At 46.5% G+C, this 13,813-nt stretch carries 18 protein-coding genes; 3 read left to right on the top strand and 15 right to left on the bottom strand.

Going from position 1 to position 13,813, the window contains the following annotated elements:
• Positions 1-13: 13 nt before the first annotated feature.
• On the bottom strand, positions 14-1,132 hold the full coding sequence (locus NDQ72_08990) for an FAD-dependent monooxygenase (protein WKD30060.1): 1,119 nt from the start codon (positions 1,130-1,132) through the stop codon (positions 14-16).
• Positions 1,133-1,236: 104 nt separating this feature from the next.
• On the opposite strand from NDQ72_08990, the gene NDQ72_08985 reads away from it, so the two are divergent.
• A complete protein-coding gene (locus NDQ72_08985) occupies positions 1,237-2,145 on the top strand; it encodes a LysR family transcriptional regulator (protein WKD30059.1) in 909 nt (302 codons plus the stop codon).
• A 144-nt stretch (positions 2,146-2,289) separates the two neighbouring features.
• Here NDQ72_08985 and NDQ72_08980 read toward each other — a convergent pair whose 3' ends face one another.
• The 11 genes from NDQ72_08980 to NDQ72_08930 form a co-directional block, all read right to left on the bottom strand.
• Positions 2,290-2,655 carry an SH3 domain-containing protein gene (locus NDQ72_08980; protein WKD30058.1) on the bottom strand — a complete coding sequence of 122 codons (366 nt, stop codon included), beginning with the start codon at positions 2,653-2,655 and terminating at the stop codon, positions 2,290-2,292.
• Between the two features lie 88 nt (positions 2,656-2,743).
• A complete protein-coding gene (locus NDQ72_08975) occupies positions 2,744-3,085 on the bottom strand; it encodes a 5-carboxymethyl-2-hydroxymuconate Delta-isomerase (protein WKD30057.1) in 342 nt (113 codons plus the stop codon).
• 54 nt (positions 3,086-3,139) lie between these two features.
• Positions 3,140-3,727, bottom strand: coding sequence for a GNAT family N-acetyltransferase (locus NDQ72_08970; protein ID WKD30056.1), 588 nt, complete (start codon positions 3,725-3,727; stop codon positions 3,140-3,142).
• Entirely contained in the window at positions 3,702-4,325 is a 624-nt protein-coding gene (locus NDQ72_08965) for a Type 1 glutamine amidotransferase-like domain-containing protein (GenBank protein WKD30055.1), read from the bottom strand. Before NDQ72_08965 ends, NDQ72_08970 begins: the two co-directional genes overlap by 26 nt.
• 255 nt (positions 4,326-4,580) lie before the next feature.
• Positions 4,581-5,015, bottom strand: coding sequence for a glyoxalase superfamily protein (locus NDQ72_08960; GenBank protein ID WKD30054.1), 435 nt, complete (start codon positions 5,013-5,015; stop codon positions 4,581-4,583).
• Positions 5,012-6,409 carry an MATE family efflux transporter gene (locus NDQ72_08955; GenBank protein ID WKD30053.1) on the bottom strand — a complete coding sequence of 466 codons (1,398 nt, stop codon included), beginning with the start codon at positions 6,407-6,409 and terminating at the stop codon, positions 5,012-5,014. The genes NDQ72_08960 and NDQ72_08955 overlap by 4 nt, the downstream gene beginning before the upstream one ends.
• Positions 6,410-6,707: 298 nt before the next feature.
• Entirely contained in the window at positions 6,708-7,049 is a 342-nt protein-coding gene (locus NDQ72_08950) for a TipAS antibiotic-recognition domain-containing protein (protein ID WKD30052.1), read from the bottom strand.
• A 509-nt stretch (positions 7,050-7,558) separates the two neighbouring features.
• On the bottom strand, positions 7,559-8,176 hold the full coding sequence (locus NDQ72_08945; protein WKD30051.1) for a LysE family translocator: 618 nt from the start codon (positions 8,174-8,176) through the stop codon (positions 7,559-7,561).
• A gap of 90 nt (positions 8,177-8,266) precedes the next feature.
• Positions 8,267-8,668: a GFA family protein gene (locus NDQ72_08940; GenBank protein WKD30050.1), complete on the bottom strand. Its 402-nt coding sequence runs from the start codon at positions 8,666-8,668 to the stop codon at positions 8,267-8,269.
• A gap of 211 nt (positions 8,669-8,879) precedes the next feature.
• Positions 8,880-9,602, bottom strand: coding sequence for a DUF4336 domain-containing protein (locus NDQ72_08935; GenBank protein ID WKD30049.1), 723 nt, complete (start codon positions 9,600-9,602; stop codon positions 8,880-8,882).
• An 18-nt stretch (positions 9,603-9,620) separates the two neighbouring features.
• Positions 9,621-9,815 carry a hypothetical protein gene (locus NDQ72_08930; GenBank protein ID WKD30048.1) on the bottom strand — a complete coding sequence of 65 codons (195 nt, stop codon included), beginning with the start codon at positions 9,813-9,815 and terminating at the stop codon, positions 9,621-9,623.
• Between the two features lie 241 nt (positions 9,816-10,056).
• On the opposite strand from NDQ72_08930, the gene NDQ72_08925 reads away from it, so the two are divergent.
• Together NDQ72_08925 and NDQ72_08920 are read left to right on the top strand one after the other, a co-directional pair.
• Entirely contained in the window at positions 10,057-10,854 is a 798-nt protein-coding gene (locus tag NDQ72_08925) for a formylglycine-generating enzyme family protein (protein WKD30047.1), read from the top strand.
• Complete coding sequence (locus NDQ72_08920) at positions 10,847-11,389, top strand: hypothetical protein (GenBank protein WKD30046.1); 543 nt, start codon at positions 10,847-10,849, stop codon at positions 11,387-11,389. Before NDQ72_08925 ends, NDQ72_08920 begins: the two co-directional genes overlap by 8 nt.
• 203 nt (positions 11,390-11,592) lie before the next feature.
• Here the strand turns inward: NDQ72_08920 and NDQ72_08915 are convergent, their stop codons facing one another.
• The 3 genes from NDQ72_08915 to NDQ72_08905 all read right to left on the bottom strand — a co-directional run bounded on the left by NDQ72_08915 (position 11,593) and on the right by NDQ72_08905 (position 13,709).
• Complete coding sequence (locus NDQ72_08915) at positions 11,593-12,366, bottom strand: class I SAM-dependent methyltransferase (protein ID WKD30045.1); 774 nt, start codon at positions 12,364-12,366, stop codon at positions 11,593-11,595.
• A 132-nt stretch (positions 12,367-12,498) separates the two neighbouring features.
• On the bottom strand, positions 12,499-13,002 hold the full coding sequence (locus tag NDQ72_08910) for a hypothetical protein (GenBank protein ID WKD30044.1): 504 nt from the start codon (positions 13,000-13,002) through the stop codon (positions 12,499-12,501).
• 110 nt (positions 13,003-13,112) lie between these two features.
• Positions 13,113-13,709: a class I SAM-dependent methyltransferase gene (locus NDQ72_08905; protein WKD30043.1), complete on the bottom strand. Its 597-nt coding sequence runs from the start codon at positions 13,707-13,709 to the stop codon at positions 13,113-13,115.
• Positions 13,710-13,813 lie beyond the last annotated feature (104 nt).

Raw genomic sequence — 13,813 nt, 5'->3', positions numbered from 1 at the left:
CCTTTAATTACGCCTACTGCGTTTCTAATCCTTGCATCCATAACTGGCTTAATTGCTCAGCAGAAACGCCTAAAGTCGCTGGCTGAGACGCAAGTTGTGTTCCAAAAATTCTCTCGGCCACCTGCCTTCCAACGGTTTGAGCTGAGGATGTCTTAACGATTCGCTGCTGATAAAAACTTGTCAGAACGTTTTCCAACTCACCTTGCTCTCCCAAAAGCCTGACAAGATGCCACGCATCTTCCAGCGCCTGACACGCTCCCTGCCCTGATGTTGGCAAAGACGCATGGGCTGCATCTCCAATAATGACAACATTGTCTTGATACCAGTAAGGCAGGGGATCAAGATCATGAACAAAAATACGATTGAGCGATGCTGCATTATAGAATTTCAGCACGTTGCGTACCGGCTCAGGCCAGCAGCGAAAACGCTGATGCAGCTCATCATACCAAGCAGATAAGGGCCGTTGTTTATCAATATCGGCATTCCATGCGCCAGCCCAGAAACATAGTCCATTTTTAACAGGGACAATTCCAAAGCGCTCACCAAGACCACGAAAATCATGGATGGCGTTATCTAAAACCCCTTCATCCAACTGACTAATACCAATGATATTAATGAACCCCTGATAGCGGGGGTTCACTTTTTTTGCATATAACGTGTGGCGCACCACCGAATTCATTCTCCCATCGGCTCCTACTACCACGTCAAACTCTTGCTTTAATCTACCAATATCCTGCGCCGTCATTGGGCAGCCAAGGTGTATTTTCACCCCCAAATTATCCAACCTCTTGGCCAGTATGCTCATAAGATCACGGCGCAATATTGTTATACTGGGGAAACCACTCAGCAGATTCACTTCCTCAATATCAAGCTCACCCTGCCAAGCGCCAAATTGATCAAACTGACGCATTAAACGGGGAGTACCACCCAGACGTTTTAGCTCTTTTTCCACCCCCATCTGTTGCAGAACAAAAACTGCATTTGGCCATAAAGTCACGCCAGCACCAATGGACGAGACCTTACTGTCACGCTCATACACGCTCACTTGATAGCCTTGTTGTGTGGCGAGTATCGCCAGCGCGATGCCTGCAACCCCTGCTCCAACAATGGCGATACGATTGGTATTCTTCATCGGCCCTACCTAAATAATTAAATTCGGCAGAGATTGTCACAAAGCCACCCTGAAGGATAAACACGCTATTATTGCGTTATTAATCCCATTTTTTGAGATAATCTATGATTGAGAAAATCGAGCTTCAATGGTTACTTAGCTTTCAGGCGGTATATCAGCAACTGAGCTTTAAGCGTGCAGCGGAGCAGCTTCAATTGCCAACATCTAATGTCAGCCGCCATGTCGCGTTATTGGAACAACAACTTAGCTTGCGACTATTAGAGCGCACCACCCGCAAGATGATTCCAACCGCCGCAGGCAAGCAACTTTATCAGGCTATCACCCCGCTCACACGAGCAATGAATGACGCACTAGAAGAAGCCTCACTGCATGGTGACTCTCTATCCGGCCACCTTAAGATCATCATGCCTGACCTCCCCTTTCTGGCCGAAATCACCGCAAATTTTTGCCTCCAGCATCCTCAAATACAACTAAGCTGCGACACCCAATTAAACCCTTCAGAAGGCTTGTTAGAAGGGTTCGACCTGGTGTTACGCTTCGGTAGAGGGCCATTGGAGGATTCTGGCTGGGTCGCTAAAGAAATCCAGCGCTGGTCTAGTTGCGTAGTTGCCGCGCCGCAACTTCTTAAACAACACCGATTGCCTAGCTCACTGGATGAACTGAGCAAAGCGCCCTGCATTACCAGCCTGTCTGTCCTACAAGGCATGCCCTGGCGATTCAAGCATAACCAGACCATTCAGGTGCAATCCAGCTATAAGGTCAATAGTGGCTACATGGCTAGAGCTGCCGCGCTGAAAGGGCTTGGCTTTGCTATTTTACCCACTCATGCATGCCAAGCAGATATAGAAAATGGATCGCTTATTAAGATTGATCTTAACTGCCAGCCAGAGGATCTCGTCTTATACGCGATTTACTCGGGAAAAAAATACCCACGGGAGAAAGTGAGAGTATTTTTGGAACACCTGAGATTAGCAATTATGGATCTTGATTCAGGTGGAAATAAAGTCTCGTGATGACCTCCTCTATATCAGCTTCCCCCTGCTACTCAACGCCAGCCTGAAGACATATGTAGGTGGTGACGTAGACTGGGCTGCCATCACAAACGGCGCGCGGAACAGGCGTCCGGCGGCGAATTGATGGCATTACCGGCACTGCGACTACTCTTCAACCTCTTTCAGATTCTCTAATGGAACCCACCCTGATTCTTTGCTGGTAGACTTTTCACACCATAGCCATCCATTCAAAATTCTTGCGCCAGTTAGTCGCTCACCCGCCAGCACATTAAGCTCTCTAGCGGTGTAGTCATCAAGTGCACGCCCCTCTGAACCTTCCAATCGCTCAATAACTTGCCCAGGCACCCAACCTGGTTCCTGCCCGGGAGAACTGCAGAAAAACCAGTTATCCCACTCTTCAGTTCCCTCATACTCCTCGCCAACAACAAGAGGGTCACCTTTTCTGAAAGTGATGGGGTTAGGAAACTCACTTTCATGTGAACTAACAACGAGATATTTCTTGGTGCTCATATAGCTCTCTAATTCTGGTTAACACCCATTTCAGATATGCGAACTTGTGAGCATTACAATGGCCGCAGGCCGCGCATACCTTACCTTGCTATGACTCACTCACCCACTTTGAATAACTGGCACGCTCAATATCCACAACCTCGACGGTTAACGAGCAACGTGGAAGCTCAAGTGTTTGCAATTGCGCTAATACCGATCTTGAAAGCATTTCCTTTTGGGCAGGGGTTCTACCTGCCAGAATCTTTAGCACCACATGCACAAAATCAGACCTTGCCTTCCCCGTTATATAGCTTTGATAGGCAATTGACCTAACTTTTATATCACTACCATCTGCCTCAAATAGCGCTGACGTCATGGCACCTGCAAATACCAATGGTAATATCAACTCACCGTCCAACGATGCTGAATGCTCAATAATGCAATGTGGCATGAACTACTCCAAAATATAAACCGCAAGGAACTGCCGCCGCCATTACTGCGCTTGTCAGGGCAAAGGCTTTGAAAGGCGGAACGAAAAGTTTCCATAGCCCAACTCTCTATAGAAATCTAAAGCGTCCGCATTGAACTCCATTACCTCTAGCTTGATATCCTCAGCACCTTTCTCTTTTGCATAAGTTTCAGCAGCAGACATAAGTTCGCGGCCTAGCCCCCTTCCACGATGGCTTTCGGCCACTACTATTGTGGCTACGTGCCCACGGGGCCGAGAAGTCAGAAATGGGTATGGCGTTGAAGTTGATACCGACACAGCCACGACGCCTGTTAATACGCCATTGTCCTCCGTCACAAAAACCGCAGAGTCATCCATATTCATGAATCCCCGCCAATATGGCTCATCACGATTACTTCCATCTGGCTTCGCGAAGTCATGCGGCATATGCGAATAGTGAATGTCATTAATCTCATTAGAAAGCTGGCACATGGCTTTCAGATCAGCTTCCCTAGCTTCACGGACAGGCAATTTACGATCTCCTTGTGCTTCTATAATGAGTTTAGCGGCGCGAGGAACAAGCACCTCGTAACCATAGTCCGCGAACTGCTGTGTCTGGTTAAGTTTCGGCCGTCCAGACTTCAAACTCATCACCATTGACGATAATGGCTTGCGTATTACTAATTGGGCAAAGATCTATTTTGTCATCATAGCTAGTGATAATGCTTTCAACGACTTGCCTGAAAGGAGCGTTGGTATGGTGTGGTACTGGATAAAAATCAACCATATTTAATGATGAAAAAGAGTCTAAATTAGGTGCCACCGTGAAATCGTCCATGTCTTTCACATACTCGATGCTGCGCGACATAACAATAGAGCCAGCAGACTCTCCGATATACATTTTCCCTGAACTTATTTGCTCCTTTATGATTTTATCTGCACCAGTTCTTTTCAACTCTTGAAGTAAAAAGAAAGTATTTCCACCAGTGACATAGATATAGTCATTTTTTTGAAGCTTGCTGTTTACCTCTTCACTTGGAGCAGTTGAAATCTCAAGCTCATCAACAATTAGCCCACACTTCTCGAGTGCTTCTCTGCCTGCGGCCACATAAAAATTGACCTCTTCGACTAGACTTGCCGTAGGAATGAACGTAACCGTTTTTCCTACACATTTTGCGCTGGTAAATTTCACAAATAGATCTGCAACATCTACGAAAGATGAAGTTAAAAACATGTTTTTCATTCGACTTCCTTACTGTCTAAATGCTGTCATTATAGAGGCTTAACAGGCTGTAGAAAATCCATTTCCGAGCCCTATCTACCACCTTCCATGTTGGTTAGTTTTGGGTAAAGATCATTGCGATACTTCGGATGGAAAACCGATAAGTCTAACTTGTATTCGATCAGGTAATGTAGCGTGCGCTCAAACATACCTAGGTAGAGGTGTGGGCGGTTCGCAACTCCCGCCCACATTCCCTGGTTGAAGTGCCGGCGCTATTTACCTGCGGCGCACTAGAGGCTCGACGATTAGTTGCGGCGTGCCATCCGACGTCTTTTGTGGTGACCGACCTTCTTGATCAATGACGCCCCTAATACGACGGCGCATGTTGGAGAAGCTCGCAAATTGGACGGTATCGATCGGCTGGTCCAGCTGTATCGAAAGCCTATAGCTTTTTCCCACCTTCGATATCGCAACAATCCGGCCGCTAAAATTTTGCCCCAGGTACTGGCCACGAACCTCATCATGGATATTGAAGAGCGTTGGTTCGGCACCTGACAGCCGAGCATAAAGCGTGTTCCAGTCCCGCACCCCGTTTTGCTGGGCGATGAGCTCCAGCGATTGAGCGTGGCTAATCTGTGTTCCTTTGGCGACAAGCGCTTGACGCAGTGATTTTGCCTGCGCCTTGGCTTCCGCAAGTGTTTGAAGGGTCATGTTGGCTCTCCCTGTATTGCCAGCCCAAATCCGGAGCCGGTCGTATGCCGTTTCAGGCTGGAAATCACGATGACAATTGCAAGACTAGCCATGAGGCCATCGGCAATTGGGAACGCCAACCAAATCGCATCGGCGTCTTTGATGAGCGCGAGCGCAACAATCAGTGCCGGACTCAGTAAGAAAGGTTTGGTTAACGTCAGAATCGCTGCTCTCCCCGGCTGTCCCACCGCTTGAAAATAGAGCGCTAGTACTAGAAGCGGACCAACGACGAAGTAAAAATACATCATCGGACGCAGGATCGCCCCAACTTGAGCCACTACGACTGGGTCCCGGACAAAGCCCGCCCCAATATAGTGGCTGCTGCCGAGCAGAATGATCTCAACTGCAACGCAATAAAACAGTGCTGTGCCGAGTGCGAGTCGCAGTACAGCATCCGACCGAAGGAAGAGCCCCGCGCCGACATTGTTCCCGACGATACTCTGGGTTGCGAGCGCGATAGCCATCAAGGGTAGAAAGCTGAAACTGAAGATCCGAGTGACGATCCCGTAGGCCGCGATAATGTCGGCATAACCAGCCTCTGCTGTCAGCCGCAGGGTTGCGATCAGAGTCGCCGAGACAAGCGCGATACCGATGAAGCTGAGACTGAGAGGTGCCCCAAGGGCTAGTATAGGGCGCCAGTCTCCAGACCAGCGGTATCTGCCGAGCGATGAAAGCGGCAGTAATCCGTCTCCACGCAGGCGCAGGCCAATCAATAGCCCTAAGCCCAGGCCCTGGGCTAGCACCGTGCCCCACGCTGACCCGGCGACGCCGAGATCAAGAATAACGATCAGCACATAGTTCAGTGCAATATTAGCAAGCGTCACCCCAACCGACATTAGCGCAATGAACCCCGCCCGGCCCTCATTGCGCAATGCATCCGCATGCAGCCCAAGCAGGAACTGTAAGGGCGTCGCATAGATCATGATCGATAGATAAGTGTGGGCCAGCCCAGTGATGCCGTTCTGCCCATCCGTCAAGTAGCCAACGGCGGCACGCCCCCCTACCAGGAAGATTACGATCAGAGTGAGTGAGATACAGAGTGCCAACCCATGTGCTCGGGTGAAGACTGCCGCAGCCTGATCTCTTGCGTCCGCGCCCAGGTGACGGGCCAGAAGGCTGGACATACCACCGCTGACAAGAGTCGACAGGGCAACGGTGATCATAAAGGCCGGAAAGACGATGCTGACGGCAGCTAAGGCATTGGTGCCGACGAAGTGCCCTAAAAAAGTGGCATCGACAACATTCAGCAGCCCGTTCATTGTCATGACGAGCATCATTGGAAATGCATTAGCTAAGAAAGTTCGCCCTATGGGGGCAATCAAAAAACGATTGTCAGGTGAGTGTCGGAACGACATCATTCACTCCTCAAATGAGGCATTTCGTTCTTGATGGGGGCCTGCATTGCCCACCTACGAAATGCTTCGAGAGTGAGTATGTTCGTACCGTCGGGCTTCACCGTGACTTGCGTCTGCAGGCGGCAGGTGCCCGATACCTTTGGCCGCAGACTTTAGAACCTTACCAACGCATATGTCAATCAGGAAGGCACCAGCCTAGTCGTAACGGGATACCTAACTTTGGAGTGTTTATAGCCCTACCTCCTCGAGGGTTGAGGGGCACATAATAACGTCCGAAGTATCCGCCTGCCTTTGCTTGTTATGTGTTTTTCAACTTCTGATACGCGTAGAAGCAGATTGAATCACCCACAAAGTTGACCATGTTTAAATGGTACTCAGTATGGAATATTTTCATTCCTTCATTCTCACCATAAAACAGCGCCATTCCAATATATGCTTTTTCACTAGGAACGTAGAAGCGACTCACTATTTCATAGTGTTCAGCTATCAATTTTTGAACATCTTCATTACTAGGATCAGCAGCATCTACATAAGAAACCATCTTTTTATAAAGAACGTCCCAGTCAGAATGCACTTTAGCTCGGTCTACATGAGACCAGTTATTCGTTTCCGATAGACTCTTTGTTTGTTCTTCGCTCAATGCGACTCTACATTCTTCGCGAAATTTTTCACTTAACTCATTTATGTACATACTTTCCCTATTTTCAGTAAAGTAAAAACGGCCAATTCAGATTTTCACATAATACCCGCCATCATACGCTTGTCGAATGCATGGCCTTGATATTCATTGATCTTTCTCCCCCAGCTCAGCCTGCTTAGCTAAGCTAAAAAGATGCCTCTACGTCCGGCCACACTTGGCCAAAATATTCAAAACATCTACCTTCACTATGCACTAAATTGCCTTATCAAGCCTAAACAACAAAACCATCTATGTAGAGAAGCTTTATGATCATTCAATCCGAAAGCTTGGCCTTCATCACTCGCAAGCCATTGGAAACTTCGAAGTTCTATGAAGCTCATTTTGGCGCACGTCCAGTTTGCAACTGTGGTTGGTTTATCTACCGAGTCAGTACATCAAGACCTTCTCCATGACCGGTCCGAAAACCCAAAACCGGGTTTCGTCCGTACAAACGATCAGATTCATAGATGTTAAGCCTCTGCTATCAGATACGATCCGGCTCCAACCATTAAACCACCAGCCGTCACTTTAACTGCTCGCTCTGCTCTATGGTTAGTGCCAAATGACGCAACGGCCCCCGCGAAATATGCATAGCCTAATTTGACACCCCCAACGGCGACTACGGTTATCATCGCAATTGCTGCGATATCCCATGTCCGGATAATGGCCAAATCAACAAAAGTAGGGAATAAGCTCGCGTAGAAAAATATAGCTTTTACATCACCCAGAGTGAGAAGCAGACCAGAGAAAAAGCTTGCTGATAATTTCGCTGCTGATCGGCCGGAATGTTCCACTTGCAATGGCGCTTTCGATCTCATAAGACATATACCAAACCAGATCAAATACGCGCCTGCCAAATATCTCAGTATCAAGAAAAAACTACCCACGACTTCTGCCAGAGCAGTCATTCCTAAAACAGCTAGCAATACAAAGATAAGATCACCGACTACAATCCCCGCTGCAACGGCACAGCCGTTCGAGAATCCGGCAGAAGAAGAGCGAGCAACGACCAAGGCGACACTAGTGCTGGGAACTAGCGCTAAAGCTGACATCACTGTAAACAGAGCTAATATTTCGACTAAACTCATAGTAATTCCTGGGCTTAACGCTTGGCTCTGCGGCGTGCCAAAACGCAACATAGGTGCACCCGCAACAGCCGCTGGTTATGTGTTGGTCGCTCAATCTGGCAGCCCCTCAAACTTTGGCACCTCCCCCAACTCTCCATCCCAAGTAGCTTTGCTAGATAAAAAGATGTGTGCAGTTGGCAACATAGTGATTTCAGTGTCCAAACACCCAGCAGGAACGACGAGCAAACCCGCGACCTGAGTATTCGGTAATGCTGAACCACACAACTTACAAAAACTCTTGTTATGACGAGAGCCTGGAAGCGCAAAGGAAGTCACAGCATCAGTACCTGACTCCCAGATCAATTTAGCTGAACTTGAGAATAGATTTGCCGCATGAGCCGAGCCTGTATCTTTTTGACAGTGCTGACAATGACACAGGTAAAAGCTGTCAAACTCGCCTTCTACCTTAAATCTCACGGTGCCACACAGACAAGAACCAACATGATCAGTCATCAGAATCCCCTTCCCAAAGGAATTGCTGAATCTTCTCTTTGACTACCAAGCAGATCATTTGAAAGCAAAGCTACAAGACTCTCCAGATCTTCAGATTTAGCTGAACGATACTTTAAATCCATTGAAAGTTCCTTTTTACTGCTGACTGATAATGCCTCAAGCTGCGGCGCGAAGCCTCCGGCAGCCTTGACTTTTCATGTGTGGCTATTGATTATTTTACCCATCGAAAAGCACGCTTTAATTCGGCAACACCATTCGTTTCATACCAACGACCATGAGCAATGATTACCTTATCAGGACTCCATTCCAGAATTTTATCAATCGCCTTTTTTAATTGTTTATGGTGCCCTATATATGCCATTCGCAAATCAATTGGAAGCTTGCCGTCAGGATCCAAATTACCGGCAAGCCACATGAACATCCTTATAATCAGTGATTTTTCCATTTGAGCCTCAAAGTTCTCGATTAAATCAGCAAGGATAAGCGTATTAGAGCTTTTATGGTAAAAGACGACCTCTTCTAAAATCCTGCTCCCTTTAACGATCAACTGCTCTACATCCTCTCGCCATTCGTTTTCTGGCTCATCTGAAAGATCCTTATCAAATTCCCAACCAGCTTTTCGCGCAGCGTCCCGAGAATCAGGAGATGCCCAGGATATTGCGTTTGGATATAGTGCTTTCCATTCACCAATCCACCAGTAGTGAATTCTGTTGGGAGACACGAGATGTTTAACTTCTCCTAGCTTTTCAATTTCTTCTTTCAAGTGCTGAGTAAGCTCGACCGGAGAATGTATAAATAATGCCTCAGAAGATAACCGAACAATCGTCATCCTAGTAGGAAAGCTTACCCCTTTAAACTTTATGAGTGGGCCATCCACAATCCAAATATCTTTGGCAACAGGTTTGAGAACCTGTATAGGCTTATATGTTTCCATTGCCTTACTCCTGCATCTTTAGCTGCTCCAACCAAGATAAGTAACGCCTTGCTCCTTACTTTCCTTGACCGCTTTTACTTTGAAGGTAACGGTGCGAACGCCTGCATAGGCTGCGTCGGCGGCATTCTCCGCATCAATTGTTGTCAACGCCACCGATAATGTCAGGTCGGTCGCTGTTCTGCTCAGCAGCGAGGCCTTGGTCAGAGATACCATTTTCTACTTCCCCAAAGACTAGTCCACAATGCGACGAAAGGTCTGCTTCCGCCATGAATTAGCGATAGCTTTTAAAGCAGATTATTAACTACAATGAGCGTAACGTAAAAATCGAAAAATTTATATTTTTCCAAAAAATAATTAAGTGCTAGTAGACCTGAGGCTTTAGATTTTGAAAAATGTCGCTGGAATTTTGTGTTTTCTTTTTTGCACGCCTGTGTTTGCGCAGAGTAGTTTTCATTTGCCAGGCGAGGCTAAAGTAGAGGGTGGAAGCTTTTACGTCGGCACAGTTTTCGGCGACCAAGATTATGCTGGCAATGCCAATCTTTCTACCCCGTCATTTTTGATAATGAAAACGGAAGTACCGTACCAGCTCTATCAGGAAGTGCAGTCCTGGGCATTCCAGCATGGTTATTCATTGGGCGACGCCTGTGATGGCGCCACAATTGACGGCTGTCGGTCAGACAACCAGAGTAGCGGCCAGCACCCTGCCGTTAATGTCACCTGGTGGGATACCATTTTGTTTGCCAATGCCCTAAGCGAATACCAAGGGCTGACTCCCTACTACCTAGACACCGAGGGGGCGCCGCTTAAAGCCATACCGGAAATCGATGATAGCTCCGACATAAGAAGGGAGCCTAAAGCATCGGGGTACCGTTTACCTGATATGGTTGCATGGCATGTCGCAGCTAGAGGTGGCCATGAAGGTATTGCAGACGGTTCCTATGGCTACCCTCATTCAGGCAGTCCACAACCAGAAGCAGTCGCCAACTTCCCCTCTGAAGATGGCACCGTATCGGGTACGTTGCCCGTAGGCTCTAAGCTTCCCAATACATTGGATCTTTACGATATGAGCGGTAACGCAGCGGAATGGATTGATGAAAGAAACCATTACGCTAAGGGAATCCCCATGTATTATTTTTGTGGCGGCAGTTATCAACAAGCCGTCACTAACGTGCTATCAAGTTGTGATGTACATTCTCCGGGGTTTGGAATGCCCGATATCGGTTTCCGGTTAATAAGAGCGGTCGATGAGTAAGCACCTATTCTTCCTGCTGGTTTACTTTTTTAGCACTAATGCCATGGCGTTTTCTCAGCTTGAGTTAACCGATGGCGTAAACCGTATTGATCTCAACAGAAACGGTATGGAGGATTATGTCATTGCCTCGATATATGACAGAAACATGTCATATAGTAATAATTCGCTGACCTTCTTCATTCGCTTGCCTAACGGCGAGCTCAGCATTATACCAGCAGCCAATCGAGATACATTCACTTGGCTAGATCATCGTATTTTCTCCGGCGCCATAACGATTCGGGACAACCGCCTTTTCGAGTCCGATAATAGCGTTTTTCTAGTGGTCGCCAAAAAGCATACTGAGAATAGGGATTTGTTTGGGCCTGGGCCTTTTACGTTCGAGGTTTACGGTATCCAACAATTCAGCCAACACCCCGGTGCCCCACTTTATGAGTGGTCACTATTGAAGACTTTTGAGTCGACTGGGCAACATGAGTCTTCCGAGCAGGCTTTCCTGGAAATCGACGCAGAGGCGCTGAAGCGGGGCAATAACTGAGCGCCCTAATCATTCCCTGAGTAACGGTTAGACAACGCTTAGTATTACTTGGTTGATGCTTACGTGTTCATGTAAGCATCAATGATGCCCGTCAAACAGTGTCTTCTTCTACTTCTTGTATGCTGGATTTTTTCGCCTCGCCTGAACTAGCCCAAGGTACACACTAAACCGAGAAAATCACATAATAGCTTTCGAGCAGCATGTTAGGCGATTTTTCGTGCTTTAATTGCGTACAACAATGGAACCTGTTGTCCCTTATATAACATTTGATACCCTAAATCTGGCACCAACTCTAAACCATCAAAGCAATTATAAGGGCTATAGGGATGTTCAGAGAAAGACTCTATAGCTAACCCTGCACCAATTAAAGCGCTTATAACCTCACTCATTGAATGGGACCAAGTTACCACAGTCGATTTAGTGCCATCGCAGTTTTCGGTATAAGTACCTTCCTCTTCAACATCTGGGGCATTGCTAGAGAAGTACGAGTAACCTGACAACAAGTCGTTAAAAGCATGAAACTCAATCAGATGGAGTTCGCCACCAGCCTTTAATGACTTAGCGATTATTTTTGCCCAATCCGCTAAATTGGATAGCCAGCACAGAACTCCGTATGAAGTAAATACGATATCGAATTTCTGTGTATTTTCACGACCAAATTGAATAACATCACTTTCAATAAAATTTGCTTTTACGCCTAAAGACTGCTTCAGTAAGTTTGCCTGTTCGATTGCATCAGCAGACAAATCTACACCCGTGACTTCTGCACCTAAACGAGCCCAAGACAGGGTATCTTGACCAAAATGGCACTGTAGATGTAATAAAGATTTTCCCTCTACATTTCCAACCTGTTTTAGCTCTACTGGGTTTAACGAGCATTTACCATTTTTGAATGACTCAACATCGTAGAATGACGATTCAACGTGTACTTTGGTTCTTTTGTCCCATGCCTCTTTATTTATGCTCAAATAATCCATTTTATGCCTATACAGTATATTTTTTCGCCTAACGAGACGGGAGAAAAACAGATTTCGAACCGTCTCCATCGCCTATCATCCTAATTTAATTACTCAGCGAGTTATCTGCCTGAATCATTCTAACATTGGCATTCAGCCATTAACTGCTCGCTCTACCTCAGAGAAGCTGCTGCAAACTATTATTTTATCAGCCTGAGCTTTCGAAAACGCATAAAATCGTACCAGATTGTCTCGGTCGTACTTTTGGTTCCAAGACATCAGTTCAATAAGATTTGCAAACGTTTCGTTTTTTTCGCGGCTGCGTGAAAGCTTGTAGCCCAAATAGCGCCGCAGTATCCTCCATTGCCTCAGCAACACTGGCGTATTGAGGACAATTATCTTATCGGCGCCTTCAAAGGACTTCTCTAGCCATTTATAGTAAACCCCTTCAATTATCCAGGTGTCATTCGACAGGATGGACTCTAAGTTTCTTTGCCGTACCTCGTCGCCAGACCTGATGTAATCCGTATGGTTTCGATCCCAAAATATGTCATCTAAATCGTGTTGAGGCAGGCCATATTTCTCTGAAAGCTTCCTAGCAATATATGACTTTCCGCTTCCCGGGCCACCAATTATGTGCAGTTTTTGATATTTCATAGCATGACGCCGCGTTAAGTAGTGAGAAACGCTGCCATTCTACCAAAATCGCTGAGGTGTAAACATTAAAGTCAAAATGTCGAACGTTGCGAATCTGTCTTAAATGCTTTTTATATACGTTTCACCGCGACAACAGAATAGATGTGCCAATGCTTCATTCTACCCAATGCAGTTTTAGCTTTTTCGTCACGTTCATAGAATCTGACTATTTCAAACTCAGTGAACAACCTCTTTGTCTCAGATTCGGATAAAGAGGTAATTGGACTACGATAATTTTTAGCCCAACTGTCGTTGACACCCATAAAGTCGCCTGCAAATACCCCACCGACTTCAATTGATGACTTAATATTTCTCCAAGTCGTTTCAAATTGATCTGGGTCTGCGAAGAACAAGCTTGAATTAGCGACAACTACGCCAGACTTAGGATAGTCGAAGGACTCAAACGAAGACTCTGAAATTTTGACTAATGAGCTTGCCCCAAACCTATCTCTACAAATAGCAACTGAGTCAAAATTAATGTCAAAGCCATGCACTTGAAAACCCTGCTGCTCTAAATACTGAATATCACTCCCTGTGCCACAGCCACAATCAGTGGCTACTTTAAGATTTGATTCATTGAACCGAACAGCAAACTCGGTGCGTTTTAAATGTGGGCGAGATAGTGCCTTTCCGTAGTAATGACGCCAGATTTCAGCATTTTTATCCATATTTCTCTGACTTTCCATACAAAAATATATAAAACGCCTTGCTGTGTTGCGCAGCGGTGAGAGAAGAAAAAGTACAAAGGAGAGTATGCCGCTGAGTCGCATAT

Origin of the sequence: Halomonas sp. KG2, from assembly GCA_030440445.1 — a bacterium.
Taxonomy (GTDB): Bacteria; Pseudomonadota; Gammaproteobacteria; order Pseudomonadales; family Halomonadaceae; genus Vreelandella.
This window is presented reverse-complemented; position numbering and strand designations above follow the sequence as displayed.

Coding starts and splice junctions, on each gene's coding strand:
- NDQ72_08920 (WKD30046.1), top strand. CDS start 10,847: ATGAGTAAGCACCTATTCTTCCTGCTGGTTTACTTTTTTAGCACTAAT.
- NDQ72_08990 (WKD30060.1), bottom strand. CDS start 1,132: ATGAAGAATACCAATCGTATCGCCATTGTTGGAGCAGGGGTTGCAGGC.
- NDQ72_08930 (WKD30048.1), bottom strand. CDS start 9,815: ATGGTATCTCTGACCAAGGCCTCGCTGCTGAGCAGAACAGCGACCGAC.
- NDQ72_08965 (WKD30055.1), bottom strand. CDS start 4,325: ATGAAAAACATGTTTTTAACTTCATCTTTCGTAGATGTTGCAGATCTA.
- NDQ72_08960 (WKD30054.1), bottom strand. CDS start 5,015: ATGACCCTTCAAACACTTGCGGAAGCCAAGGCGCAGGCAAAATCACTG.
- NDQ72_08980 (WKD30058.1), bottom strand. CDS start 2,655: ATGAGCACCAAGAAATATCTCGTTGTTAGTTCACATGAAAGTGAGTTT.
- NDQ72_08955 (WKD30053.1), bottom strand. CDS start 6,409: ATGTCGTTCCGACACTCACCTGACAATCGTTTTTTGATTGCCCCCATA.
- NDQ72_08940 (WKD30050.1), bottom strand. CDS start 8,668: ATGACTGATCATGTTGGTTCTTGTCTGTGTGGCACCGTGAGATTTAAG.
- NDQ72_08945 (WKD30051.1), bottom strand. CDS start 8,176: ATGAGTTTAGTCGAAATATTAGCTCTGTTTACAGTGATGTCAGCTTTA.
- NDQ72_08985 (WKD30059.1), top strand. CDS start 1,237: ATGATTGAGAAAATCGAGCTTCAATGGTTACTTAGCTTTCAGGCGGTA.
- NDQ72_08915 (WKD30045.1), bottom strand. CDS start 12,366: ATGGATTATTTGAGCATAAATAAAGAGGCATGGGACAAAAGAACCAAA.
- NDQ72_08910 (WKD30044.1), bottom strand. CDS start 13,002: ATGAAATATCAAAAACTGCACATAATTGGTGGCCCGGGAAGCGGAAAG.
- NDQ72_08935 (WKD30049.1), bottom strand. CDS start 9,602: ATGGAAACATATAAGCCTATACAGGTTCTCAAACCTGTTGCCAAAGAT.
- NDQ72_08975 (WKD30057.1), bottom strand. CDS start 3,085: ATGCCACATTGCATTATTGAGCATTCAGCATCGTTGGACGGTGAGTTG.
- NDQ72_08905 (WKD30043.1), bottom strand. CDS start 13,709: ATGGATAAAAATGCTGAAATCTGGCGTCATTACTACGGAAAGGCACTA.